We start from the raw sequence: 24,731 nt of genomic DNA on the forward strand, positions 1-24,731 counted from the left end.
ATGCCAGGCACTGCGCACGTTCAGCTGCCAGCCCCATGCCGAACCTGCACTCCCACAGCAGCCCCCGCAGGGCGGGCGATGCGTGCAAAGGCGCTGTGGTTGTGGATCGACTCGAAATTTTCCACTTCCACCGTGTAGGCACCTACACGTCGCTCCTGGTTGAGCGCCGCCGCCACGTCGCGCACCATGTCTTCCACGAATTTCGGGTTCTCATAGGCACGCTCGGTGACGTATTTTTCATCTGCACGCTTGAGCAGTCCATACACCTCGCAGGAACTGCTGCGTTCTGCAATGGCTATCAGATCCTCCACCTCGATCGGATCCAGGACCTCGACCTCGATGGCGACATGCGAGCGTTGGTTGTGCGCCCCATAGACCGATATTTCCCGGGAACACGGGCACAGGCTCGTCACGGGAACCACCACCTTCAGCCACAGGGACTGCTGTCCCTGTGCGGAGACGCTCGCGCGCCACTGGACATCGTGGTCGAGCAGACTGCGCACGCCCGAGACCGGCGCTGTTTTTTCCACGAACCATGGAAAGCGCATTTCGATGGTGCCGGCCTGCGCATTCAGCCGGCCCAGCATGTCCCGAAGCAAGGCACGGAAACCCGCCGCATCCAGCGCATCCGACTGCGCCTGCAGCAGTTCGACAAACCGCGACATGTGCGTACCCTTGACCGTGGCCGGCACGGTCACCGTCATGGCCCACTGCGCAACGGTTGCGGCGACCCGGCCGCCGCTGCGCACCTTGATGGGATAGCGCAGCCCCTGGATGCCCACGGCACCAATCTCGATGCCTCGAACGTCCGCACTGCTCTGAATGTCGGGCAGGAGCCTATTTTTTTCCGGTGCATTCATTCAATGGTTCTCCACGCTGTCACAGCGATTTCAGGTACTGGGCCAGATCCGACACGTCCTGCGCGTTCAGCCCCAGGCCCAGCCGGGTGTTGTAGGTCTGCGCCACCTCGTCCAGCGTGGCGGCCGAGCCATCGTGGAAATAGGGTGCATGCTGCCAAACGCCCTTCAAGGGCGCGGTGCGGTACTGGCGCGTGGCGGAGCGAGCGGCATAGCTGGGACTCTCGGGTTCCGCCATCGAGTCGGCCGGCGGATGCAGGCGGGTGTTTGCGTCCGTAAAAGTGCTGCCGCTGTGGCAGGTCACGCATTTTCCGGCCCCCTCGAAGACGGCCCGGCCCCGCGTGGCGGCGGCGGGGTCAAAACTTCCCACGGGTGCCGGCGGCGCCTGGAGCGTGAGCTGGTACGCCTGCAGCGCAGGCAGTTTGGAGCTCACCAGGTCCTCGCTGCCATGGGTGACGCTCAGGTTCAGGCGCGGCTCCAAGACCGTGCCGAGCCCGCCCATTTCGGCCACGGCCACGTAGCGGTTCCAGTAGGCGATGTCCTCACCATCGCCGGTGAACGTGATCCGGTGGATACCCGCCAAGCCATAGGCGGGCGGAATGACGACCGGCTTGCTCAGGCCATCGATGTTGTGGCGCGGGTCAAACTTGCCCGGCCCCCAGCTGTTGAGTGCGGCCTTCGTTGCCGCATCCACGGCCGGAGACAAGGCGATGATCGCCCCCGGATTGAGGTCGCGGTTGGGCCAGCCGTCCAGGCGCTTGCCAATGCCCTTGGCAAAGGAGTTATCCACCGTCGAGTGGCACAGGGCGCAGGTGATGCCGACGCGAACGAGCTTGTCCACTCCGTTGACCGTCTCCACGGTCCCTCGGACGCCAACCACTGCATTGAGCTTGAGCAGCGCCACCGTGGTGGCTGGATCCTTCAGGTCCACGCTGCCGTCCTGGATGCCTGCCACCACGGCAGCGGGCAGCGCCTCGGCATCCACCTTGAGTCCGACGGACAAGGCGGTGACGGGATCAACTGCCGCCGCAATGACCTCGTGCAGCCCGAGCGCGTCGGTCCATTGGGCCTCATCGCCGAACGTGTCGTAGCGGAAGATGTCCCGCCCCTGCGCAGCCAACGCCGCCTGGGCGGCATCCGGGCCATCGACCGCAGCGCCCCCACCGCAGGCGACGACAGCCACTGCGATCACACTGATAGCTCCTGCAAGACGCCACACCGACGAGCGGCGTGCCCAACCACCTGCATGTTTCATGTCTCTTCTCCTCATTGTTTATGGATTCCAGCATCCCAGCGGCGCGGCTGCATGCCGGATCGACCCTTGCGCTTGCGGCAGCACTAAGGAACGGGCTTGCACGCCGCGCCGGGCTGCGTGGCCTCCTTCAGCCAGGCGATCAGGTCCGACCGCTCGACGGCGTCCTTCACCCCGGCATAGCCCATGGTGGTTCCAGGCAACGCCTTCATCGGATCTTTCAAGAAAACGTTGAGCGTCTTCTCATCCCACACCCACGGGCTCTCCCGCATGGCCTTGGAATACGCGTCGTAGCCGGGCGCGGTGCCAGCATGGCGCCCGAACAACCCGCAGTGCTGCGGACCGGTGCGGTTGCCCTCGATGGCGTGGCAGGCGGCGCAGCGCGCGTACACCTGCTCACCGCGCGCCAGCGCTGCGGCATCCGGCGCCGCATGGGCACCGGCGGCGAGCAGGCCGCCCGCCAGCCCCAGCGCCACGACAAGCCGGCGCGACTTCATGACATGAAGGCCGAAGGCACGGGAGCCTCACCCAGGACCTGGCGCAGCACGGCCCAGTGCATGGCCTCGTCGCCCAGGATGCTCGCGGCGACCTGCGCCAGCGCACGGTCGGCGAACAGGGGCACGGCGCCCAGGTAGGCCGAGATGGCGCCGCGCTCCAGACCCGCCGCGAAGCGCAGCACGTCGGCCTCCACCTTGAGTTTTTCCACGGGGAAGTGGTATTTCTCCTTGGCCACCACGGGCTTGCCGCCGAGTTTTTGCACCGTGCTGGCAATGGCCGCCGCATGCTCCTTGTGGTGCCCCTGGAACGCGACCGCCACCGGCAGCACCGCCTTGCTCAGCAGGCCGCTCTCCGCGCCCACCTGGTAGGCCGCTACCGCCTCCAACTCCGCGCCAAGGGCGGTATTGAGGATGCGCACATCGGCCTCCAGCTCCTGGGCGCTCACCTTGGCACCGGCGGCCAGCGCGTCGCGCCCGCCCAGCAAGGCCACGGCGCTGGCCGACAGCACGGCGGCACCGGATGCCGACATGGCGCGGCGGCGCGAGAGAAACAAGGCCTGCGAGGGGACGTAAATGGAAGGGTTCTTCATGGTTTTCTCCGTGGGTTGATGAACCGTTGCGCCGGCATCTGGAACGGCCGGCAAATTTGAACAAGGTGGCTCTGGTCAGGCGCAGCGCTGCAGGCCGTACGCGCGGTACGGCCAGACAGGACGGGGTCGCCAGAGGGGTGTTTTGGCCGCGCTCAGTGCCGCGCAATGAGATGGCGCTGCTGCAACTCGGCCACCACATGGCGCACGACCTGGTCGCAGCGCTCGCCGGCAAAGGCAAAGACGCTCTCGGCATGCGCCTCGATCTGCGCACCCAGCGCATCGCGCAGCAGGGCGCGGGCGCGCAGGTAGCGGGTCTTGACGACGGCGTCGCTCACCTGCAGGCAATACGCCGCCTCGTCCACGCTCATTTCCTGCACGGCGCGCAGGATGAACACGCTGCGGTAGATGGGCGGCAGCCCCTCGATGGCGGACTGCAGCAGGGCGCGCAGCTCGGTGCGCGCCAGCACGGATTCGGGCGATACGCCCGCGGGAGCGCTAAAGGACATCATGTGCTCCGGAGAAGGCTCGTGGTCCAGATCGTGGGAGTCGAGCGGCACCGACCGGTTGCGCTTGCGCAGCACGTCCAGCGCGACGTTGATGGCAATGCGCGCCATCCAGGTCGCCAGCGATGCGCCCCCCTGGAAATCCCGCAGCCGTGTGAAGGCGCGCAGGTAGGTTTCCTGCACCACGTCCTGCGCCTCGGCGTCGTCGGAGACCACTCCGCGCGCTGCGCGGAACAGCACCCGGTTGTGGCGCCGCATGATGGCTTCGAAGGCACTCTGCTCTCCTTGCAGAGCACTCGCCACCAACTGCTCGTCGGAACGAAGGGTTGGAACGGTGGGCAGAGCGTTGGCTAGGGACAAGGACTGCATGGTGGACTCGCTTTTTTGGGGGCTTGTGACCATTGGACGCTGAGGATCCCAAAAAGGTGACAGCCGTCCGGATATCCGCAATGGCCGCATGCCCAGGCCGGCTTCCGACTCCGGGCCAGAATGGACCCCCGTCTCGCTGTCACGGAATTCGCCCATGAAAATCGCTCTGCTCTCCGACCTGCACCTGTCCGTGCAGCCCCTGGAACTGCCGCACACAGACGCCGATGTCGTCGTCCTGGCCGGCGACCTGCAACGCCCTGCGCAAGGCATGGCCTGGGCGCGGCGGTTCAGCCAGCCCACGCTCTACGTCGCTGGCAACCACGAGTTCTATGGCTCCGACCTGGTGAGCACCATGGCTGCCCTGCGCACCGAGGCGCAGGGCAGCCCGGTGCGCGTGCTGGAACGCGAGGAATGGCGCCATGGCGGCGTGCGTTTTCTGGCCTGCACGCTGTGGTCGGATTACCGGCTGTTCGACTCACCCGCGCAGCGCGAGGAAGGCCTGGAAAAGGCGCAGGCGTTCGTGCGCGACTTCAGCCGCATCGGTCTGACCCCGGATTTCCCGGACCGCTTTACGCCCGCCGCCTCGCAAATGCTGTTTGACCAGTCCGTCGCTTGGCTCGAAGCACGCTTTGCCGAGCCCTTCGATGGCCCCACGGTCGTGGTCACGCACTTTGCGCCCTCTCCCGGCAGCATCGCGCCGCAGTTTGTCGGCTCACCGCTGAACGCCTGCTTTGTCTCCAACCTGGAAGCGCACATCCTGCGCTGGCAGCCCCGCCTGTGGCTGCACGGCCACGTGCACCACAGTTGCGACTACCAAGTGGGCGCCACGCGCGTCGTGGCCAACCCGCGCGGCTATGCGCCCAAAGGCGTGGTCGAAAACGCGCAATTCGCGCCCGGCCTGCTGATTGAAGTCTAAAAACCCACTAGCCAGGACGACGATGGCGGCCCGGGCGGCCATGGGACAATTCGGCCAATGCACGCACTTTTTGAAGATTCCGGCAAGTTCTTCGCCGGCCGCATCCTGTCAGAAGCCGAATCCTCTGCCCAGGTCGAGCTCGACTCGGGCAAGCGGGTCAAGGTCAAGGCCGCCAACCTGCTGCTCAAGTTCGAGAAGCCCGCGCCGGCCGAACTGCTCGCGCAGGCCCAGGCACTGGCCGAGTCCATCGACCTGCCGCTCGCCTGGGAATTCGCACCCGAAGGCGAATTTGGCTTTGCCGACCTGGCACGCGACTATTTTTCCGAGCACGCCACACTGACCGAGCAGGCCGCCGCGCTGTTTCGCCTGTACGAGGCACCGCACTACTTCCGCCGCGCGGGCAAGGGGCGCTTCAAAAAAGCACCGGCCGACATCCTGCAGCAGGCGCTGGCCGCCATCGAGAAGAAAAAGGCCGTTCTGGCACAGATTGCCGAGTGGGCCGAGCAACTCGGGCAAGGCGTTTGCCCGGCGCCGATCCGCGAACAGCTCTACAAGATCCTGTTCCGACCCGACAAGAACGCGCCCGAATACAAGGCCGTGGTCGAAGCCAGCCGCGCCACGCACACCGCGCCGCTCGACCTGCTGCAAAAGGCGGGGGCCATTGATTCAAGCTACCAGTTCCACTGGAAGCGCTTTTTGTTCGACAACTTCCCCAAGGGCACGGCCTTCCCTGCGCTCGATGCGCCGCAGCCGCCGGCCGATCTGCCGCTGGCCGAGGTGCAGGCGTTCTCGATCGACGATTCGCAGACCACCGAAATCGACGATGCGCTCTCTGTCACCGGGCTGGGCACTGGCACGGTGACGCTGGGCATCCACATCGCGGCGCCGGGCCTGGCGATTGCGCCCGGCAGCGCCATCGACCAGCTCGGCCGCCAGCGCCTGTCCACCGTCTACATGCCCGGCTACAAGCTCACCATGCTGCCGGACAGCGTGGTGCAGATCTACACGCTGGACGAGGGCCGCGCCAACCCCGCCGTGTCGCTGTACTGCACGATCGACGAAGCCACGCTGGAGATCACCGCCACCGAGACACGCATTGAGCGCGTGCCCGTGGTGGCCAACCTGCGCCACGACCAGCTCGACCACATCGTGACCGAGGCCTGGCTGGCCGATCCGAGTATTGAGGTCGAAAACACGCCTGAGCGCTTATCCAGCCTGCGCCAACAGCTCTTTTTTTTGCACCGTTTGGCACAAAAACTCAAGGCCGGGCGCGAAGTGGTGCGCGGCAAGCCCGAGAACTTCAACCGGCCGGATTACAACTTCCGCCTCGTGGGCGGAGAGGGCGGCGAGCCGAGTGGCAGCGAAACCGTGCAGATCACCACCCGCCAGCGCGGTGCCCCGCTGGACCTCATCGTCGCCGAGGCGGCCATCGTCGCCAACAGCACCTGGGGCCAGTGGCTCGCCAGCCTGGGCGTTCCCGGCATCTACCGCAGCCAGGCCAGCATGGCGCCGGGGGTGAAGGTGCGCATGGGCACCAAGGCCTTGCCGCACGCCGGCATGGGCGTGAAAAGCTATACCTGGGCCACCAGCCCGCTGCGCCGCTATGTCGATCTGGTGAACCAGTGGCAGATCATTGCCTGCGCACGCCACGGCGCCACGGCAGCGCTGGCCGCGCCGTTCAAGCCCAAGGACGCCGAACTGTTCTCCATCATCAGCAACTTCGACGCCACCTACAGCGCCTACAACGGCTACCAGGCGGGCATGGAGCGCTTCTGGACGCTGAAATACCTGGAGCAGAACGGCATCACCGAATTGGAGGCCACGGTCTTCAAGGAAGGCCCCGGCGGCAGTTTTCTGGTGCGCGCCGATGCGTTGCCCCTGGTCTTCCCGGTGCTGGGCGCGCAGAACCTGCCGCGCGGCGCGCGCCTGCTTGTGAAGCTCGGTGAGGTGGACGAAATCACGCTCGACCTGCACGGCACGGTGCTCGAACGCCTGGACGATCCGCTGGACACCAGCGACGACGGCCTGGTGGACGACGAGGGTGGCGACGATGGCGAGGACGGCGACAGCGCCGTGGCCGGCCCGATTGCCATCGCGGTGGATATGAACGAACCCGAAGCGGCCCCGGCCGACGCTGCTGCGCCGTGAAACTGCCCGCCTCGCTCCGCACCTTCAGCACGCTGCAAATCACGCTGGCGTTTTCGGTGCTGGCGCATGCGCTGCTGCTGTCGGTGCGCTTCGTCGCACCCGAGCAGTTCGACCGGGTGTTCCAGGACACGCCGCTGGAGGTGATCCTGGTCAACGCCCGCACCCATGAGCCGCCACCCGAGAAGGCCCAGGCCATTGCCCAGCAAACGCTTGCCGGCGGCGGCGAGGCGGCCAAAGGCCGCGCCACCAGCCCCCTGCCCTACTCGGCCCTCACCCGTGTGGGCGACGATTTCGAAGACGCACAGAAAAAGGCCGACGCCCTGCTGGAGCAGCAAACCCAGCTGCTCGCCCAACTGCGCCGCCAGGTCGCCGCGCTGCCCCCCCCCGACCCGCGCAAACCCGCCCAGAGCGAGGGCGAGAAAGCCCAGGAAGAGCGCCGCCGCCAGCTCGTCAAGATCCTGGCGGAGATCGAGCGGCGCATCAACGAAGAAAACGCCCGCCCCAAGAAGCGCTACATCAGCCCCGCCACGCGCGAAGCGGCCTACGCCGTGTACTACGACGCCCTGCGCCGCAAGGTGGAAGACAAGGGCACGCTGAACTTTCCGGAGAAGGGCGGGCAAAAGCTCTATGGCGAGCTGACCATGATCGTCACCGTCAACCACGACGGCCGCGTGCTGGAAACCGAAATCGTCCAGGGCTCGGGCAACACCCTGCTGGACCACCGTGCCGAGGCGATTACCCGCGCCGCCGGCCCCTTTGGCCCCTTCACCGCCGAGATGCGTGCCAAGGCCGACCAGATCGCGGTCGTCTCGCGCTTCAAGTTCACGCGCGACCAGACACTGACGACCGAAGTGCGATAGCGCTCCCCGGCGTCCCTGGCGCATGCCAGCCAAGATGCCTGCGCCAGGAAGAAACACCATGACGTCATCCGCCCCATCCGTCGATCTGTACTGCGTGCTCGGCAACCCCATTGCCCACAGCCGCTCGCCCTGGATTCACACCCGCTTTGCCGAACTGACGGGTGAGCGCCTGCGCTACGAGGCGCGCCTGGTGCCGCTGGACGGCTTTGCGCCCGCCATTGCCCGGCTCGCCGCCGAGGGCGCGCGCGGCTGCAACGTCACCGTGCCCTTCAAGCTCGAAGCCGTGGCCGCCGCCACCCGGTGCAGCGAACGCGTGCAACTGGCGGGCGCGGCCAACACGCTGAGTTTCGTGAACGGCGCCGTCCTGGCCGACAACACCGACGGCCTGGGCCTGGTGGCCGACATTGCCCGCAATGCCGGTTTTGGCATTGCCGGGCGCGACGTGCTGCTGATCGGTGCCGGCGGCGCCGCGGCCGGGACGCTGGCCCCACTGCTGGCAGCCGGCCCGCGCCGCGTGGTGGTGGCCAACCGCACGCTGGCCCGCGCCGAGGCGCTGGTGCGCGCCCACAGACCGCTGGCTTTGCTACACAAAACAGAGCTGCTAGCGCAATCCACACAAGCGCTGGAGCATGATTTTGACCTCATTATCAACGCCACGGCAAGCAGCCTGGCGGGCGACGTGGTACCGGTGCCGGCGCGGGTGCTGCGCCCCGGCAGCCTGGCCTACGACATGATGTACGGCCCAGCGGCCCAGGGCTTTCTCGACTGGGCCACTGCCGGCGGGGCGCAGGCGCGCGACGGCCTGGGCATGCTGGTGGAGCAGGCAGCAGAAGCCTTTGCCCTCTGGCGCGGCGTGCGCCCGCCCAGCGCGCAGGTGCTGCAGGAGATGCGCACTGCAAGCGCCGCCGCAGCGACCGGCGCAGCGCGGCCATGAAAGCCGTTTGGCGCTGGGTGGCACTGGTGGCCATGGCGTTGGTCGCGCTGCAGCTCTTCTTCGTGCTGCGCATTGCCGCTATGGCCGTGGTGGACCCGCAATCGACCAGTTTTCAGCGCAGCGAGATCTGGGCCCAACTGCACGGTGGCGGCTTGCACTGGCACCAGCAATGGCTGCCGTACGCGCAGATTGCCGAGCCCCTGAAACGCGCGGTGATCGCCTCGGAGGACGACGGGTTCGTCAACCACGACGGCGTCGACTGGAACGCCATCGAAAAGGCCTGGGAGCGCAACAACCGCGCCGAGCAGCAGGCCGCCAAGGCCAGCGCCCGCGCGCCGGACCGCCCGGTGCGAGCCGCCAAGATCCGCGGCGGCTCCACCATCACGCAGCAACTGGCCAAGAACCTGCTGCTCTCGGGCGAGCGCACGCTGCTGCGCAAGGGCCAGGAATTCGTGTTGACCATGCTGCTGGAGCGACTGCTCTCCAAGCAGCGCATCCTGGAGATGTACCTCAACAGCGTGGAATGGGGCGACGGCGTCTTTGGCGCCGAGGCAGCGGCGCAGCGCTACTACAGGAAAAGCGCCAGCCGCCTGAACAGCCAGGAAGCCGCGCGCCTGGCCGTCATGCTGCCGGCGCCCAAGCGCTTCGAGAAAAACCCCGGCTCGGCCTACATCGCCGGGCGCACGCGCACCATCCTGGGACGCATGGCCAGCGCGGAGCTTCCTTAGGGTTACATCAGTTGCTGGCGCTGCCGGCCCAGGCCTTCGATCTCCAGCTCCACCACGTCGCCCGCCTGCAGGTACGGGAAACGCCCCGACATCGCCACGCCCTCGGGCGTGCCGGTGAGGATGACGTCGCCGGGCTCCAGCACCAGGTACTGCGAGAGGTCGTGCACGATCTGGTCCACGTTGAAAATCATGTCGCGGGTCGAGGAATCCTGGCGCGGCTCGCCATTCACCCAGGAGCGGATGCGCAGACCGTCTGGCGAGATTTCATCGGACGTGACCAGCATGGGGCCGAGGGGGCAGAAGCCGGGCAGCGACTTGCCTTTGCCCCACTGCGAGCCGCTGCGCTCGAGCTGAAACATCCGCTCAGAGAGGTCGTTGGCGACGCAATAGCCGGCAATGTGCGCCCGGGCGGCCGCCACCGAGGGCAGGTAGCTGGCGCGCTGGCCGATGACCACTGCCAGCTCCACCTCCCAATCGATGCGCGTGGCGCCGCGCGGCACGGCCACCGCGTCGTTCGGGCCGGCCAGGGTGTTGGGGTGCTTGAAGAACAGCACTGGCTGCTGCGGCGCCGGCATGCCGGACTCCGCCGCGTGCGCCGCGTAGTTGAGCCCGATACACAGCAGCGCCTGCGGCCGCGCCACCGGCGCGCCCACGCGCAGGGCCTGGGCGTCGTGCACCTGGGGAAGCTCGCCGCGCTGCAGCGCCTGTGCAACGCGCTCTGCACCTTGCGCACTCCAGAACGCGCCGTCGATATCCGCCGTCACGGCACGCAGGTCGAAATACTGCCCCTGCCACAGGGCCACGGGGATTTCCTGGCCCATGGGGCCAAGGCGGAGAAATTGCATGGTCTCTTTCTTATGTCAGCAGGAAAAATAGGAAGCACCCAAAAGGCCAAGGGGCCCAAAGGGGCTAAAGACTTGGGCCCGCGCTCAACCGGTGATCTGCGGCTCCACCAGCAGCGCCAGCTGCACCAGCGATTCCTGCCAACCCAGCAGGCATTGGTCCACCGGGATCACGGCCGGCAGCCCCTCTTGCAGCACATTGAGTTCCGTGCCGCAGCCCACGGCGCGCAATTGCACGGTGGTCTGCATGTCGCCAGGCAAATTCGGATCATCAAACCGGTCGGTGTAACGGATGCGCTCGCCAGGCACCAGTTCCAGATAGGTGCCGCCAAAGCTGTGCTTCTCGCCCCTGCCGAAGTTAGGGCCTGTTAACACTATGCAAGGGGTCGCGAAGGTCATCAGAGCCTGCCCATCAAGGCGCGCGACGCAGTGCGTGCGTCCGCACGCTCAAGGAGCGCAACGCCGAGGGACGGGCTCTGGTGACCTTCCCTTCGGGTTGCCTCGCAAAGGGGCCGTCTGCAGCGTTGCCCGCGCTTGCAAGGCACCAGCCTTGCTGTGCACGTGTGCCTTGCATACAGCCCCTTTGCGGGGCAACGCGATCCCCTTGCATAGTGTTAACAGGCCCTAATGCCATGCGGTAGTGGCCACCCACGCGGGCGTCCATGTGCTCCACCGTGCAAGTGAAACCATGCGGCGGAAGCCATTTGGCCATGGCGGCTGGGTCGAGAAACGCGCGGTAAACGCGCTCGGGGCTGGCGCGCAGCACGCGCTGCAGGCGGACGGTGCCGGTCTCCATGTCAGGCTCCTCAAGAATCGGATGGCTTCATTTTGCAGGGACGCAGGCCGCGCTGCAATCGTCCCCGTATCATGGCCGGCGCACGCCCACCGCGTTTCCCATGCACCAAAATTTTTGGTCAAATCGACCTGTAGCGCTTATCCCATAAGCGCAAATAGCTCACTATTCAATAGCAAATGCGCATACTCGGCATCGACCCTGGCCTGCAGACCACGGGCTTTGGCGTCGTCGACGTGGACGGCCACAAGCTCGCCTACGTGGCCAGCGGAACCATCCGCACCACGCAGCTCGCGCTGGGCGATCTGCCGGGGCGCCTGAAGGTCTTGTTCGACGGCATCAGCGAGGTGGTGGCGCGCTACCAGCCCGACGTGGCGACCGTGGAGATCGTGTTCGTCAACGTCAACCCGCAGTCCACCCTGCTGCTCGGCCAGGCGCGCGGTGCGGCCATCACCGCGCTGGTGGCACGCGACCTTCCGGTGGCCGAATACACCGCCCTGCAAATGAAAAAAGCGGTCGTCGGCCACGGCCGCGCTGCCAAAAGCCAGGTGCAGGAGATGGTGCGCCGACTGCTCAACCTGCCCGGCCTGCCCGGAACCGATGCGGCGGATGCCCTTGGCATGGCCATCACCCATGCCCATGCCGGGGCCGCCATGGCGCGGCTGGGCGAAGCGGCTACGCTCCACCGCCGCCAGCACGCGATGTACAAGGGCGGACGCAGCTACTGACGCTGGCCGCGGATCAAGCCGAAAAGCGCGTGCCCCCGTGCGCTGGCTCGGATGCCAGCGGCGCATCACCGCGCACCTGGTTACCGCCCTCCTGCTTGGAGAGGTACATGCTGCGATCGGCATGACCGAGCAAGGCCGCCGCGTCACCACCATCGTCGGGATAAAGCGCCGTGCCAATGCTGGGATGCATGTGCAGCACGCTGCCCTCCAGATCGAACGGATGGGCGAAAGCGGCCAATACTTTCTGCGCCACCGTCCGGGCGTGTTCCTTCTGGCGCCCGCTCTCGAGCAGCACCACGAATTCATCGCCACCCAGGCGTGCCACGGTGTCGGAGGCGCGCACACAGCCTTGCAGGCGCCCGGCGACCCGTTGCAGCAAAAGGTCGCCCATGGCGTGCCCCAGGCTGTCGTTCACGCGCTTGAAATCGTCCAGATCGACAAACAGCAGCGACACCAGCGTGCCATCGCGGCGCGCACGCGCCAGGGCAATCTGCAAGCGGTCCATCAGCACCATGCGATTGGGCAAGCGGGTGAGCGCGTCGAACTGCGCCATCTGCTGCAGGCGCTCGTGCGTTTGCTTGCGCTCGATGGCGGTAGCCACCTGGGTCGAGACGAACTGCAAAAGCTCCTGATCCGTGGACGTGTAACCCCCCTCTTCGCCGTAGCTCTGCAGCACCAGAACGCCGATCACGCCGCTCTCGGAGCGCAAAGGCACGCCAAGCCAGTACCGTGCCTGGGACGCCATATCGGCAGGCGGTACCGGTGCGGACACCCCATGGCGAGCGTCTGGCGTGATCAGCAAGGTGCTGGCGGTGCGAACCACCTCGGCGCAGCGCGAATCGCTGCACCGAGGTGCGCTGGGCGCTGCCGCATGCGCGTTGGCATGGTAGGCATAGCGCAGCTCGCCATTGGTGGGATCGCGCAGCACCACCGAGAAGTTGGTTGCCACCACCAGCCGCCCGATGATTCCGTGGATGTGCTCAAAGAGCGACTCCAGGTTTTGTGCGGCATGCGCGGCTTCCGAGATGGCATAAAGCGCTGCCTGCCGGGTCTCGTGCTGCTTGCGCTCGGTGATGTCGTGCGCCACCGCCAGACGCACCTGCCGGTCGGGCAGCCAGCGTGCGGTCCAGAGGATGTGGGCAATGCGCCCGTCCTTGCGCAGGTAGCGGTTTTCAAACTGCAACTGCAAATCGCCCGCCATGATGCTGGCGACCTGGCCCTGCGTGGCGGCCTGGTCCTCGGGGTGCAACATATCGAGCATGCGCCGGCCCACGACTTCCTGCGGCGTGTAGCCAAAGATGCGCTCGAACGCGGCGCTGACGAAAACAATCCTGCTGTCTGCCTGCACGATGCATACGGCATCGAGCAGCAGGTCGATCACCTTCAGGGAAGAAATGTCGTGCATGAAACAGTCGTGCAAGGGCTCGGCAGTGGATGACGGGCCATTGTGCCGGTCTGCGCCGCACTGCGCTGGCGCCTGCCAGAACTGGCTGCGCCTACCGCTCTGCGGGCAAGGCCAGCGTCAGCGTGGCTGCAGCGCCAGAGGGACCGAGGCGCGCCTCGCGCGGCCCCAGTGCCTGGAGCACCAGATCACCATCCACGCGCGCGCCCACACGGAACGGTTTCGCGGGTTGCCCGGCGACGGCAATCAACGCCGCGCCGCCGGTGCCATCCCGGTCGGTGAGCACGCCCAGCAGGGCATAGCGGCTGCCGGCCGTGGTGGCCGCGCCGGGCGCCGGGGGGGACGGCACCGCGCCCAGCAGCCTTGCTATCGCCTGCACATCCGGCGCGGCGACGGGAGCGGGGCTGGCGGGTGCCGCCGGTGGGGACACCGGCGTGCTCAGGCGCAAGCCCCAGAACACCGCGCTGGCGGCCGCCAGCGCCCACAGGGCAAGCGTGCTCAGGCGCACGGGCCAGGGGCTGGGGGTAAGGCGGCTCATCGCACGATTATCATTCAGCGCACACGCAACCCGGCGCTCTTGCGCCCGCCCCAACCTCCATGACCCTTGCTCTCAACCTTGCCCGAACCGCACGCCGGCGCCTCGCTGCCGGTTTCACCCTGATCGAGCTGATGGTGGTGCTGGTGATCATCGGTGTGCTGGCCGCGCTGATCGTGCCCAACGTGCTCGACCGCGCCGACGATGCCCGCACCACGGCCGCGCGCACCGACGTGACCAACCTGATGCAGGCGCTCAAGCTCTACCGCCTGGACAACCAGCGCTACCCCACCGCCGAGCAGGGCCTGCAGGCGCTGGTGGCGCGGCCCAGCTCCGGCCCGCCGCCCGCCAACTGGAAGCCGTACCTGGAAAAGCTCCCCAACGACCCCTGGGGCCGGCCCTACCAGTACCTGAACCCTGGCATCAAGGGCGAGGTGGACGTGATGTCCTTTGGCGCCGACGGCCAATCGGGAGGCGAAGGCAAGGATGCGGATATTGGCAGCTGGCAGTAAAAAGCCCAACGGTTTTACCCTGCTGGAGCTGCTGCTCGTCATCAGCATCATGGCCCTGGCCACGGCCGGGGTGTCGCTGGTGCTGCGCGATCCGTCCGAAACCCAGCTGGAGCGCGAGGCCGACCGCCTGGCGGCGCTGCTGGAAGGGGCGCGGGCGCAGTCGCGGGCGGCCGGGGTGCCGGTGCGCTGGCGCCTGGCGCCCAATGGATTTCACTTTGACGGTCTGCCGGCCAGCAGCACCCTGCCCACGCAGTGGCTGGACCCCAATACGCGCGCTTTCGTCCCCGCCCCGCTGCTGCTGGGGCCGGAGCCGCTGATTCCACCGCAAACCGTGGTACTAAGCCAGGCCAGCCACCCGGAGCGGCGCTTGCAAGTGGCGACCGATGGCCTGCGGCCCTTTGCCGTGCAGGCTGCGCCTTGATGAAATTCACATTCCGCCGTCCCCCGGCGCACGGCTTTACGCTGATCGAGGTGCTGGTGGCGCTGGGCATCGTGGCCATCGCGCTGCTCGCGGGCAGCCAGGCCACGGGCGCGCTGGTGCGCAATGGCGCGCGCCAGTCCGAAGTCATGCTGGCCCACCTGTGCGCTGAAAACGCGCTGGTGGCGGTGCGCCTGTCGCGCCAGATGCCCGCCATTGGCGAGAGCGTGCAAGGCTGCGAGCAGGCCAGCGAACGCTTTGATCTGACGCTGGTGGTGCGGCCCACGCCCAACCCCAGTTTTCGCCGCGTCGACGCCCAGGTGCGCAGCCGGAGCGGGCCGGTGCTGCGGCTCTCGACCATCGTGGGGCGCAGTTGAACCGGCGCAGCCCACGTTCTGCACGCGGCTTCACGCTGATCGAGCTGCTGATCGCCATCGCTCTGCTGGGCTTGATGGCCCTGATGAGCTGGCGCGGCATCGACGGCATGGTGCGCACCCAGCAGCAGACCAAGGCGCGGGGCGACGCCCTGCTCACGCTGCAGGCCGCGCTGGGCCAATGGGGCGTTGATCTGGATGCGCTGGTGGCGCTGCCCTACACCACACCGATTGACTGGGACGGCCAGGTGCTGCGCATCACACGGCGCAGCAGCGCGGGGGGCGAGGCAGGCGCTTTGGTGGTGGCCTGGAGCCAGCGCGAGGTGGCGGGCACCAACCAATGGCTGCGCTGGCAGTCGGCGCCGGTGACCACGCGCGGCGACTGGCAGCGCGCCTGGGACCAGGCCGCCGTGTGGGCCCGCAGCCCAGGCGATGCCGAGCGGCGCAGCGAAGTGGCTTTACTGCCGCTGGCCGGCTGGCAGATTTTCTATTTCCGCGGCAATGCCTGGAGCAATCCGCTCTCCAGCCGTGGCACGCCCACAGCACAAAGCGTCGGCCAGGCGAGCGCCGCCGCCAAGGCGCAGGCGCTGGTGCCCGACGGCATTCGCCTGCAGCTTGATCTCGGCCCAAACGACGCACTGGCCGGGCGCCTGACGCGCGACTGGGTCAACCCGCTGAATGGGGGCGGGAAATCGTGAACCGCCGCCTTGGACGTGCACGCACGCGCGGCGCCGCGCTGCTCGCCGCCATGCTCACCGTGACCCTGGTGGCCACCTTTGCCGCCGCCGCCATGTGGCAGCAGTGGCGCAGCATCGAGATCGAGACGGCCGAGCGCGCGCGCATCCAGTCGGCCTGGATTCTGATCGGCGCCCTGGATTGGTCGCGCCTGATCCTGCACGAGGATGCGGTCGCCGGGGGCGGTGACAACCTGGCCGAGCCCTGGGCCGTGCCACTGGAAGAAGCCCGCTTGTCCACCTTTCTTGCCGCGCAGGACGGCAACGCGCAAAACGGTGCCAGCACCGACACGCAGGACGCATTTTTGTCGGGCCGCATCATCGACCTGCAATCGCGCCTGAACGTGGGCAGCCTGGTGGCGAGCGGTGTGGTTCAGCCCGCAGTGCACGCCCAGTTTGCCCGGCTCTTTTCGCAACTCGGCCTGCCTGCAACCCAGCTGGAGACGCTGGAGCAGGCGCTGGTGCGCGCCACCGCCCCTCAAGTGGCAGAAGGCGGCGACGCGCCCCTGATGCCCCAGCAGGTCGAGCAATTGCCATGGCTGGGGCTGCCCACGGCGACGGCGGCGCTGCTGGCACCCTACGTCACCGTGCTGCCCGAGCGCACCCCTGTCAACCTCAACACCGCCAGCCCCGAAGTGCTGCAGGCGGCCCTTGATGGGCTGGACCGCGCCGGGGCCGAGAGCTTGGGCACGGCCCGCGAGACGCGGCCCTTCCGATCGCTCGAAGACGTGCGCGCCCTGCTGCCCACGCGGCCCACACTCTCTACCACCGAACTGAGCGTGGGCAGCAGCTACTTTGAAGTGCAGGGCCAATTGCGCCTGGGCGACGCGGTGGTGAAGGAGCGCTCGCTGGTGCACCGCATCGGCACCCAGGTCAGCACCCTCTGGCGCACCCGCGTGGCAGACCTGGCGCCCGCCGCGACTCCCTGAGCCACACCCCTACAATGGCCCGCGAAATTCGCCCATGAGCATTCTTGTCCTCACCCTACCTCTGGCCAACGGCACGCTCAGCCCTGAATACAGCTTCGCGCTGAGCCAGGACGGCCACCAGATCACCCGCCACGGCCGCGCCACCGCCGCCCTGCTGCCCGCCACTGGCCGGGCTGCGGGCGAACTGGTGGCGCTGGTGCCGGCGCAGGCGCTGTCGTGGCAGCGCGTGCAACTGCCCCCTGGCGTCGCCTTGAACAGTCCGCGCATGCGCGCCGTGCTCGAAGGCCTGCTGGAAGACCAGGTGCTTGACGAGCCCGCACGCCTGCACTTTGCGCTTGCGCCCGGCGCGGCGGCTGGTGCAAGCGCCTGGGTGGCGGTCTGCGACCGCGCCTGGCTGCGCGGCGCGCTGCAGGCCCTGGAGGCGGCGGGCCACCCGGTGGCGCGCGTGGTGCCCGAGATCGCGCCCGGTGCGAGCGCCCCCGCCCTGCACTTCGCTGGCACCGCCGAAGCGCCGCTGGTGCTGGCCACCGGCTTGCCACCCGAGGGCGCGGTGGCCGTGCTGCCGCTCACGCCCGCGGCGCTGGCGCTGCTGCCCGCGCAGGCGCAAGGCGACGAACCGATCACCGCCACCAGCGAAAGCGCCGTGGCCAGCCTGGCCGAGCAGACCCTGGGCCGGCCTGTGGCGCTCGTCTCCGCCGGCGACCGTGCCCTGCAGGCCGCGCGCGGCCGCTGGGACCTGGCGCAATTCGACCTGGCCAGCTCGGGCCGCACCCGTGCCATGCGCAAAGCGGGGGGCTTGCTGGGCGCACTGCTGCAGGCGCCCCAGTGGCGCGCGGCGCGTTGGGCGGGCGCGCTGCTGGTCCTGGCGCAAATCGTCGGTTTGAACGCCTGGGCCTGGCAAGAGCGCTCGGCGTTGGCGACCAAAGAAGCGGCGGTGAGAAACACGCTGACCGCGACCTTCCCCAAAATCAAGGTGGTGGTCGATGCGCCGCTGCAAATGGAGCGCGAGCTGGCGCTGCTGCGCCAGGCCAGCGGGGCCCTGGCGCCGGCCGACCTGGAACCCATGCTGGCGGCTGCGGGCAGTGCGCTGGCCACACAGGGCAGCGCCAGCGCCATCGACTACAGCCCAGGCGCTTTGCAACTGCGGGGACTGGCGCTCTCGGCCGAAGCCCAGGCCGCGGCAGGCAATGCGCTGCAGGCGCAGGCCTACCAATTGAGCCACGAGAACGACAGCCTGCGGCTGCGTCTGGCGGGCCGGCCATGAGCGCAATGCCGAACCGCCCCAACCCAGCGCGCACCGCACGGCGCTGCACGAAGATTTCCCAATGAGCACGCCCAGTACCGCCGCCGCCCGCCCCGCCTGGCGCACCCGCTGGGACGCCATGGCCCCGCGCGAACGCCGCCTGGCGCTCGCCGCTGCGCTGCTGGTGGCTGCGGCGCTGGCGTGGTGGCTACTGCTGGCACCCGCCCTGCGCACCTTGCGCGAGGCGCCCGCGCGCCATGCCGCGCTGGACGCCCAACTCGAACATATGCAGACGCTGGCCGCCGAGGCCCGCCTGCTGCAAGCCGACGCCAGCACCCGCCCCAGCCAGGCCGAGGCCCAGCGTGCACTGCAAAGCGCCACGGCGGCACTGGGGTCCGGCGCGCGGGTCAGCTTAATGGGCGAGCGCGCCACCGTTGGCCTGCAAGGCGTGCCCGCTGCGGCCATCGCCCCCTGGCTGGCCCAGGTGCGTGGCAATGCGCGCAGCGTGCCGGTAGAGGCCCACCTGACACGCAGCAACGCCAAGCCGCCGGCCCAGCCCATCGCTGGCGCAGCGCCCCAAAAAACGGCCCCTGCAGGCGAAGCGCGCTGGGATGGTGCCATCGTGTTCGCCCTGCCCGCGCAGTAGACCCGCACACGTCTTTGCATGGCCCCCACCCCCTTCTCCCGCTCAAGCCCGCGTGCGCCCAGCGCATTGCGGCGCCGCAGCGCGCCGAGTGCGGCGCACGCACCCTGGGGCTGGGCGCTCGCCGGTGCGCTGCTGGGCGGCGGCGGCGCGTTGCTCGCGGCGCTGCCCGCGCACTGGATGGCCATGGGCGTGGCGCGCGCCAGCGGCGCGCAACTGCAACTGGCGGCGCCGCGCGGCAGCGTCTGGAACGGCTCGGCCCAACTGGTACTGGCGGGCGGCAGCGACAGCCAAAGCACGTCCGCTTTGCCGGGGCGTGTGCACTGGCGCTTGCGTCCGAACTGGGGCGGGCTACAAGCCGAATTTTCGGCCGACTGCTGCACGCAGGCGCCCCTGCGGCTGCAGGTACAGCCGCGCTGGGGCGGCCTCCATCTGGCGCTGGCCGACGGCCAAAGCCGCTGGCCAGCCGCCGTGCTGACGGGCCTGGGAACACCCTGGAACACACTGCAACTGCAGGGCCAACTCGCCTTGCAAACACAAGGCCTGGTGATCGAATCGGTGCGCGGCCGCGTGGTGCTGCGCGGATCGGCCCAGCTCGACGCCCTGGACGTGTCCTCGCGCCTGTCCACGCTGCGGCCCATGGGCAGCTACCGGCTGGCGCTGGCCGGAGGCGAGGCGCCCACGCTGCAGCTCTCGACCCTGGCGGGTGCGCTGCAGCTCTCGGGCAGCGGGCAATGGGTGGGCCAGCGCCTGCGCTTTGCCGGCGAGGCGCAGGCGGCGCCGGGGCGCGAGCCGGCGCTGTCGAATCTGCTCAACATCATCGGGCGCCGCGTAGGCGCGCGCTCACTCATTTCGCTCGGCTAACACCGCAAAACTTATGTCCAGCCCCGCTCAGTACATTCCGCGCCATTGGCATCACACTATTGTTTCAATAGCTGCTTGCGCTTTATTGATAAGCGCTGGAGGCCAAATTCATGCCCAAACTGCTGCGACACCCAACCCGCAAAGCGTGCGCCCAGGCGAGCCGGTGACGCTGAACTTCGCCAACGCCGACATCGAAGCCGTGGCGCGCACCATGGCCACCATCACCGGGCGCAACGTGGTGGTGGACCCGCGCGTCAAGGGCCAGCTCAATCTGGCGACCGAGCGTGCGGTCACGCCGGCAGCGGCTTTCGAGCAGTTCCTGGCGGCGCTGCGCTTGCAGGGCTACACAGTGGTCGAAGCGGGCGGACTCTACAAGGTGGTGCCCGAGGCGGAAGGCAAACTCCAGGGCAGCAGCGTGCGCGTGTGGCAGGGCGGCGCGCCAGCCGCGGCAGGGGGCGGGCAGATCGTCACGCAGATCTTCAAGCTCAATTTCGAGAACGCCGCCAACCTGGTGCCGGTGCTGCGCCCGCTCATCAGCCCGAACAACACCATCAACGTCAACCCCGGCAACAACTCGCTGGTGATCACCGATTACGCCGACAACCTGCAGCGGCTCGCCCGCATCGTCGCCGCGATGGACGTCTCCAACGCCAGCGACGTGGAAGTGATTCCGCTGAAGAACGCGATCGCCTCCGACCTCGCACCCTTGGTGGCGCGGCTGATCGAGGGGGGAAGCGCTTCCTCCACCGGGGTGACGCCGGGCGCCGCGCCGGGCCAGACCGACAGCACGTTCAAAACCACGCTGCTGGCCGATCCCAGCAGCAACTCGCTGATCCTGCGCGCCGCCAACCCGGCGCGCCTGGCCCAGGTGCGCGCGCTGGTGCAAAAGCTCGACCAGGCGCCTGCACCGGGCAGCAGCGCAGCCAGCGGCAACATTCACGTGGTGTATCTGAAGAATGCCGACGCCACCAAATTGGCCGCCACGCTGCGCGCCGCCATGGCGGCGGGCGGAGGTTCCGGTTCCAGTAGCAGCAGCAGCCCTGGACCTGCGGCAAGCAGCACCAGCGGCCTGAACAGCGCCACGGCGGGCACCAATACCGCCTCGGCCAGCAGTACGGGCATGGGGAGCAGCAGTGGCGGCGGCCTGAGCACCGGGGGCGGCAATCTGAGCGGCGCCAGCAGCGCGGCGCCGTCGACCGGCGGGCAGATCCAGGCCGATCCGGCCACCAACTCGCTCATCATCACGGCACCCGAGCCGCAATACCGGCAACTGCGCGCCGTGATCGACCAACTCGACGGCCGGCGAGCGCAAGTGCTGGTGGAGAGCCTGATCGTGGAAGTCACGGCCAGCAAGCTGGCCGAGTTCGGCATCCAGTGGCAGGGCATCCTGGGCAAGCAGGGCGACGGAACCATCGGTGTGATCGGCACCAACTCGGCCCAGTCGGGTGCCAACATCGTGAACATCACGGCAGCGCTGGCCAGCGGCTCCACGACCACCGCGGCCTCCGCCCTGGGCACGCTGGGCAAGGGCCTGAACCTGGCGCTGGCGCCGCGCATCAACGGCCAGTACTACCTGGGGGCGCTGGCCAATTTCCTGCAAAACAGTGGCGACGCCAACGTGCTCTCCACCCCCAACCTGATGACGCTGGACAACGAAGAGGCCCGCATCATCATCGGCAACAACGTGCCCTTCGTCACCGGCTCGTATGCCGCCAGCGCAGGAACCAGCACGGTGAACCCCTTCACCACCGTCGAGCGCAAGGACGTGGGCCTGGTGCTGCGCGTGCGCCCGCAGATCAGCGAGAACGGCACGGTCAAAATGTCCATCTACCAGGAAGTGTCCAAGATCGACAGCAGCACGCTAACGAATGCCAACGGACCGACCACCAGCAAGCGGTCCATCGAATCAAACGTGGTGGTGGACGACGGCAACATCATCGTCATTGGCGGCCTCCTGGAGGACTCCTACAGCTCGGGTGAAGACAAGGTGCCGTTGTTTGGCGACATCCCGGTCGTCGGCAACCTGTTTCGCAGCGAAAACCGCTCGCGCAACAAGACCAATCTGATGGTCTTCCTGCGGCCCACGGTGATTCGTGACAGCGCCGCCAGCAATGCACTGACGGTGGACCGCTACGAGGCGATTCGCGCGCTGCAGCAACAGGCCCAGCCCACGCCGAGCACGCTGCTGCACCCGGTGTCGGGCGCGCCGGTCCTGCCGCCGCTGCCCGCACGGCCCGCTGCGACGCAGACCAACATCGTCACACAGCCCGATTTCCCCGCAGGCAACTGATGGCCTACCCTTTGCCCTATGCGTTTGCGCGCGGAGCCCAGTTGCTGCTGGAAGCCGACGGCGAGCGGCTCGTGCTGTGGCACGGCCCGGCGCCGCAAGCCGGGCCCTTGAGCGAAGTGCTGCGCAAATACCCGGTGCAGCGCCTGCAGCCGCTCGACGCCCACACCCTGGCGCAACGCATCAGCGCCGCCTACTCGCAGCGCGAATCCAGCGCCGCCACGGTGGTCAGCGAGGTGGAAAGCGACGCCGACCTCTCGCGCATGATGCAGGAGCTTCCGGCCGTCGAAGACCTGCTCGAAGCCGCCGACGACGCGCCCATCATCCGCATGCTCAACGCCCTGCTCACGCAGGCGGCGCGCGATGGGGCGAGTGACATCCATATCGAGCCGTACGAGCGCCATTCGAGCGTGCGCTTCCGCGTGGACGGCACGCTGCGCGAGGTGGTGCAACCCAACCGTGCACTGCATGCGGCCTTGATCAGCCGCCTGAAGATCATGGCGGACCTCGATATTTCCGAAAAACGCCTGCCGCAGGACGGCCGCATCAGCCTGCGCCTGGGCACCCGCGCCATCGACGTGCGCGTCTCCACCCTGCCCAGCGCCCATGGCGAGCGCGCCGTGCTGCGCCTGCTCGACAAGAGCGAGAGCCGCCTCACGCTCGAAGCCGTGGGCATGCAGGGCCCTACACTGGCGCGCTTCGAGGGCCTGATCCGGCAGCCGCACGGCATCGTGCTGGTGACCGGCCCGACCGGCTCGGGCAAAACCACCACCCTGTACGCGGCGCTGGGCCGGCTGGACGCGGCGCAGGCCAACATCATGACGGTGGAAGACCCGATCGAGTACGAACTGGCCGGTGTCGGCCAGACGCAGGTCAACGCCAAGATCGACCTCACCTTCGCCAAGGCTCTGCGCGCCATCCTGCGCCAGGACCCAGACGTGATCATGATCGGCGAGATTCGCGATTTCGAAACGGCGCAGATCGCCATCCAGGCCAGCCTCACCGGCCATTTGGTGCTGGCCACACTACACACCAACGACGCCGCCAGCGCCGTCAATCGCCTGACCGACATGGGGGTGGAACCCTTCCTGCTGTCGAGCTCGCTGCTCGGTGTATTGGCCCAACGCCTGGTGCGCAAAACCTGCACCGCGTGCCGCGGCCAGGGGTGCGATGCCTGCGGCCAGACGGGCTACAGCGGACGCACCGGGCTCTTCGAACTGCTCGTGACCACCGACGCGCTGCGCGCGCAGATCCACAACCGGGCGTCGGAGGCCGACGTGCGCGCCGCGGCCCTGGCTGGCGGCATGCAACTGATGCGCGAAGACGGCGAGCGCCTGATTGCCGCGGGCGTCACCAGCCGGGAGGAAGTGCTGCGGGTGACGCGGGATTGAACATGTGGTTGACGACAGCGCACGCCAAGGAATAACATACGTTATAACTTCGAACCGCTGCTATGCACACGCTCAAACTCACCCAAATCGGAAATTCAGTCGGCGCCATTTTTCCCAAAGAATTGCTGGCACGCCTTGACCTGACCAAAGGCGACGAACTCTACGTCACCGATTCGCCTGACGGCTTGCGCATCACCACGCACAACCCCGATTTCGAAGCCCAGATGAAACTGGCGCGCGACATCATGCGTGAGCGGCGCGCGGTATTGCACGAACTGGCCAAGTAGGCCCCGCGCATGGCTCACTTCCTGTGGTTGGATCGCGCCGTCATTGTTGCAGTGCACGAAGCACAGCTTGCCGAACATGGGGGCAGTGCCGGTACGCGCGATGCAGGCTTGCTCGATTCGGCGCTGGCCCGCCCCGCCAACCTGCTCGCCTACGCCGCGCCCGACGCATTCGCGCTGGCCGCAGCCTACGGTTACGGCATCTCCCGCAACCATCCTTTCATCGACGGCAACAAGCGCACCGGTTTTGTCGCCGCTGAATTGTTCCTGCGCTTGAACGGCTACCACCTTGGCGCGAGCGATGCTGACTGCGTGCTCACCATGCTCGCCGTCGCCTCAGGCGAGTTCGGCGAAGAGGCCTTTGCCACCTGGCTGCGCGAGCATGCCAAGGTAAAAGACTAGGTCTGCGCAGGCCCCTCCAGCCGCGAAACCCAGCTTTCCACCACGCCGCTGCCCAGCCGCCGATCCAGCAAACGCTGCCAATTGGCCGGCAGCGGCAGCACCCGCGCAGCACGCAGTTCGGCAACGTCCAGACTGGGCCGGTAAAGCAGGTCGATCAGGCGCGCCAGCGGCCATTCGGGATACGGGCGTGCTTGCAGCAGCAGGTCCGCACCAGCCCAGAGCGCGCCCTCTTCCAGCACGCGGTAGTACCAGCCGGTGCGCCCAGTGCGCTGCACCTGCACGGCCATGTCAGGGCGTCCAAAGCGCTCGTTGAGCTTCCAGCACGGCTGGCGGGCTTGCGAGACCTCCAGCAAGGCATCGCCCACGCGAAAACGGTCCCCCAGACACACGTCGGCCTCGGTCAGGCCGCTGCTGTGCAGGTTTTCGCCAAAAGCCGCCGGGGTGTCGAGCAGCGGGTGTGGCCCCAGTTCCGCACGCCAGGCGGCGCAATGCTCGCTGGGGTAGTGGTGCACCGCCTTGTCCGGCCCACCATGGACCCGAAGGTCACCTTGCTCATCGCCCACCAGACCGAGGGTGTGGCAATACACCTTGCCGGTGCGAACCTGCTTGTCGATGCCGCTGCGCGAACCGCGCGCGTAGGGCACGGCCTGCCCGGTGCAGACCGACAGGACGCGACCACAGACCGAGCGCATACCC

General features: G+C 67.9%; 28 protein-coding genes and 1 pseudogene. 18 read left to right on the forward strand and 11 right to left on the reverse strand.

Features of this window, described 5'->3' with window-relative positions; all coding sequences use genetic code 11:
- Positions 1-20: 20 nt before the first annotated feature.
- From folE2 to D3F03_RS08955, 5 genes are all read right to left on the reverse strand, one after another.
- Positions 21-860 (reverse strand): GTP cyclohydrolase FolE2, encoded by an 840-nt coding sequence (gene folE2 / locus D3F03_RS08935; RefSeq protein WP_119109022.1) that lies wholly within the window; start codon positions 858-860, stop codon positions 21-23.
- A gap of 19 nt (positions 861-879) precedes the next feature.
- A complete protein-coding gene (locus D3F03_RS08940; RefSeq protein ID WP_119109023.1) occupies positions 880-2,112 on the reverse strand; it encodes a c-type cytochrome in 1,233 nt (410 codons plus the stop codon).
- Between the two features lie 83 nt (positions 2,113-2,195).
- The gene (locus tag D3F03_RS08945) at positions 2,196-2,606 is read right to left on the reverse strand and encodes a c-type cytochrome (RefSeq protein ID WP_119109024.1); all 411 of its coding nucleotides are present in this window, start codon (positions 2,604-2,606) and stop codon (positions 2,196-2,198) included.
- Positions 2,603-3,196, reverse strand: a complete 594-nt coding sequence (locus D3F03_RS08950) for a ferritin-like domain-containing protein (RefSeq protein ID WP_119109025.1) — start codon at positions 3,194-3,196, stop codon at positions 2,603-2,605. Before D3F03_RS08950 ends, D3F03_RS08945 begins: the two co-directional genes overlap by 4 nt.
- Positions 3,197-3,348: 152 nt before the next feature.
- Entirely contained in the window at positions 3,349-4,068 is a 720-nt protein-coding gene (locus D3F03_RS08955; RefSeq protein ID WP_119109475.1) for an RNA polymerase sigma factor, read from the reverse strand.
- A 154-nt stretch (positions 4,069-4,222) separates the two neighbouring features.
- Between D3F03_RS08955 and D3F03_RS08960 the strand changes: the two genes are divergently transcribed.
- From D3F03_RS08960 to D3F03_RS08980, 5 genes are read left to right on the forward strand one after another with little or no spacing between them, the layout of a single operon-like run.
- Entirely contained in the window at positions 4,223-4,984 is a 762-nt protein-coding gene (locus D3F03_RS08960) for a metallophosphoesterase (RefSeq protein WP_119109026.1), read from the forward strand.
- A 57-nt stretch (positions 4,985-5,041) separates the two neighbouring features.
- Complete coding sequence (locus D3F03_RS08965) at positions 5,042-7,132, forward strand: ribonuclease catalytic domain-containing protein (protein ID WP_119109027.1); 2,091 nt, start codon at positions 5,042-5,044, stop codon at positions 7,130-7,132.
- Complete coding sequence (locus D3F03_RS08970) at positions 7,129-7,992, forward strand: TonB family protein (protein WP_119109028.1); 864 nt, start codon at positions 7,129-7,131, stop codon at positions 7,990-7,992. Before D3F03_RS08965 ends, D3F03_RS08970 begins: the two co-directional genes overlap by 4 nt.
- A gap of 58 nt (positions 7,993-8,050) precedes the next feature.
- A complete protein-coding gene (gene aroE / locus D3F03_RS08975; protein WP_119109029.1) occupies positions 8,051-8,926 on the forward strand; it encodes a shikimate dehydrogenase in 876 nt (291 codons plus the stop codon).
- Entirely contained in the window at positions 8,923-9,654 is a 732-nt protein-coding gene (locus tag D3F03_RS08980) for a transglycosylase domain-containing protein (protein ID WP_119109030.1), read from the forward strand. The genes aroE and D3F03_RS08980 overlap by 4 nt, the downstream gene beginning before the upstream one ends.
- A 2-nt stretch (positions 9,655-9,656) precedes the next feature.
- Here the strand turns inward: D3F03_RS08980 and D3F03_RS08985 are convergent, their stop codons facing one another.
- The 3 genes and pseudogenes from D3F03_RS08985 to D3F03_RS17495 form a co-directional block, all read right to left on the reverse strand.
- The gene (locus D3F03_RS08985) at positions 9,657-10,499 is read right to left on the reverse strand and encodes a fumarylacetoacetate hydrolase family protein (protein ID WP_119109031.1); all 843 of its coding nucleotides are present in this window, start codon (positions 10,497-10,499) and stop codon (positions 9,657-9,659) included.
- A gap of 84 nt (positions 10,500-10,583) precedes the next feature.
- Positions 10,584-10,856, reverse strand: a pseudogene (locus D3F03_RS08990) (SRPBCC domain-containing protein); the annotation flags it as partial.
- Positions 10,857-10,908: 52 nt separating this feature from the next.
- Positions 10,909-11,292, reverse strand: a complete 384-nt coding sequence (locus D3F03_RS17495; protein WP_281271426.1) for an SRPBCC domain-containing protein — start codon at positions 11,290-11,292, stop codon at positions 10,909-10,911.
- Positions 11,293-11,468: 176 nt separating this feature from the next.
- Between D3F03_RS17495 and ruvC the strand changes: the two genes are divergently transcribed.
- Positions 11,469-12,017 carry a crossover junction endodeoxyribonuclease RuvC gene (ruvC, locus tag D3F03_RS09000; protein ID WP_119109033.1) on the forward strand — a complete coding sequence of 183 codons (549 nt, stop codon included), beginning with the start codon at positions 11,469-11,471 and terminating at the stop codon, positions 12,015-12,017.
- 13 nt (positions 12,018-12,030) lie between these two features.
- On the opposite strand, the gene D3F03_RS09005 is transcribed toward ruvC, so the two are convergent.
- Together D3F03_RS09005 and D3F03_RS09010 are read right to left on the reverse strand one after the other, a co-directional pair.
- On the reverse strand, positions 12,031-13,422 hold the full coding sequence (locus D3F03_RS09005) for a sensor domain-containing protein (RefSeq protein ID WP_119109034.1): 1,392 nt from the start codon (positions 13,420-13,422) through the stop codon (positions 12,031-12,033).
- Between the two features lie 91 nt (positions 13,423-13,513).
- Complete coding sequence (locus tag D3F03_RS09010; protein ID WP_119109035.1) at positions 13,514-13,957, reverse strand: general secretion pathway protein C; 444 nt, start codon at positions 13,955-13,957, stop codon at positions 13,514-13,516.
- Positions 13,958-14,016: 59 nt separating this feature from the next.
- Between D3F03_RS09010 and gspG the strand changes: the two genes are divergently transcribed.
- The 12 genes from gspG to D3F03_RS09070 all read left to right on the forward strand — a co-directional run bounded on the left by gspG (position 14,017) and on the right by D3F03_RS09070 (position 24,035).
- Complete coding sequence (gene gspG, locus D3F03_RS09015; RefSeq protein WP_119109036.1) at positions 14,017-14,466, forward strand: type II secretion system major pseudopilin GspG; 450 nt, start codon at positions 14,017-14,019, stop codon at positions 14,464-14,466.
- Complete coding sequence (locus D3F03_RS09020; protein WP_119109037.1) at positions 14,441-14,887, forward strand: prepilin-type N-terminal cleavage/methylation domain-containing protein; 447 nt, start codon at positions 14,441-14,443, stop codon at positions 14,885-14,887. The genes gspG and D3F03_RS09020 overlap by 26 nt, the downstream gene beginning before the upstream one ends.
- Complete coding sequence (gspI, locus tag D3F03_RS09025; RefSeq protein WP_119109038.1) at positions 14,887-15,261, forward strand: type II secretion system minor pseudopilin GspI; 375 nt, start codon at positions 14,887-14,889, stop codon at positions 15,259-15,261. The genes D3F03_RS09020 and gspI overlap by 1 nt, the downstream gene beginning before the upstream one ends.
- Positions 15,258-15,956, forward strand: a complete 699-nt coding sequence (locus D3F03_RS09030; protein WP_119109039.1) for a PulJ/GspJ family protein — start codon at positions 15,258-15,260, stop codon at positions 15,954-15,956. Before gspI ends, D3F03_RS09030 begins: the two co-directional genes overlap by 4 nt.
- Complete coding sequence (gspK, locus tag D3F03_RS09035; RefSeq protein ID WP_425453112.1) at positions 15,953-16,921, forward strand: type II secretion system minor pseudopilin GspK; 969 nt, start codon at positions 15,953-15,955, stop codon at positions 16,919-16,921. Before D3F03_RS09030 ends, gspK begins: the two co-directional genes overlap by 4 nt.
- Before the next feature lie 34 nt (positions 16,922-16,955).
- Positions 16,956-18,185, forward strand: coding sequence for a type II secretion system protein GspL (gene gspL / locus D3F03_RS09040; RefSeq protein WP_119109040.1), 1,230 nt, complete (start codon positions 16,956-16,958; stop codon positions 18,183-18,185).
- A 61-nt stretch (positions 18,186-18,246) separates the two neighbouring features.
- Positions 18,247-18,810 carry a type II secretion system protein GspM gene (gene gspM / locus D3F03_RS09045; protein ID WP_119109041.1) on the forward strand — a complete coding sequence of 188 codons (564 nt, stop codon included), beginning with the start codon at positions 18,247-18,249 and terminating at the stop codon, positions 18,808-18,810.
- A gap of 18 nt (positions 18,811-18,828) precedes the next feature.
- Positions 18,829-19,671 (forward strand): type II secretion system protein N, encoded by an 843-nt coding sequence (gspN, locus tag D3F03_RS09050; RefSeq protein WP_119109042.1) that lies wholly within the window; start codon positions 18,829-18,831, stop codon positions 19,669-19,671.
- Positions 19,672-19,684: 13 nt separating this feature from the next.
- Positions 19,685-21,961 carry a type II secretion system secretin GspD gene (gene gspD / locus D3F03_RS09055; protein WP_119109043.1) on the forward strand — a complete coding sequence of 759 codons (2,277 nt, stop codon included), beginning with the start codon at positions 19,685-19,687 and terminating at the stop codon, positions 21,959-21,961.
- Positions 21,961-23,349: a GspE/PulE family protein gene (locus tag D3F03_RS09060; protein ID WP_119109044.1), complete on the forward strand. Its 1,389-nt coding sequence runs from the start codon at positions 21,961-21,963 to the stop codon at positions 23,347-23,349. Before gspD ends, D3F03_RS09060 begins: the two co-directional genes overlap by 1 nt.
- Before the next feature lie 62 nt (positions 23,350-23,411).
- Complete coding sequence (locus tag D3F03_RS09065; protein WP_119109045.1) at positions 23,412-23,636, forward strand: AbrB/MazE/SpoVT family DNA-binding domain-containing protein; 225 nt, start codon at positions 23,412-23,414, stop codon at positions 23,634-23,636.
- A 9-nt stretch (positions 23,637-23,645) separates the two neighbouring features.
- Entirely contained in the window at positions 23,646-24,035 is a 390-nt protein-coding gene (locus D3F03_RS09070; RefSeq protein WP_119109046.1) for a type II toxin-antitoxin system death-on-curing family toxin, read from the forward strand.
- Here the strand turns inward: D3F03_RS09070 and D3F03_RS09075 are convergent.
- On the reverse strand, positions 24,032-24,727 hold the full coding sequence (locus D3F03_RS09075; RefSeq protein ID WP_119109047.1) for an MOSC domain-containing protein: 696 nt from the start codon (positions 24,725-24,727) through the stop codon (positions 24,032-24,034). The genes D3F03_RS09070 and D3F03_RS09075 overlap by 4 nt on opposite strands.
- Positions 24,728-24,731 lie beyond the last annotated feature (4 nt).

Source organism: Simplicispira hankyongi (assembly GCF_003570885.1).
In the GTDB taxonomy this organism is placed as follows: Bacteria; Pseudomonadota; Gammaproteobacteria; order Burkholderiales; family Burkholderiaceae_C; genus Simplicispira; species Simplicispira hankyongi.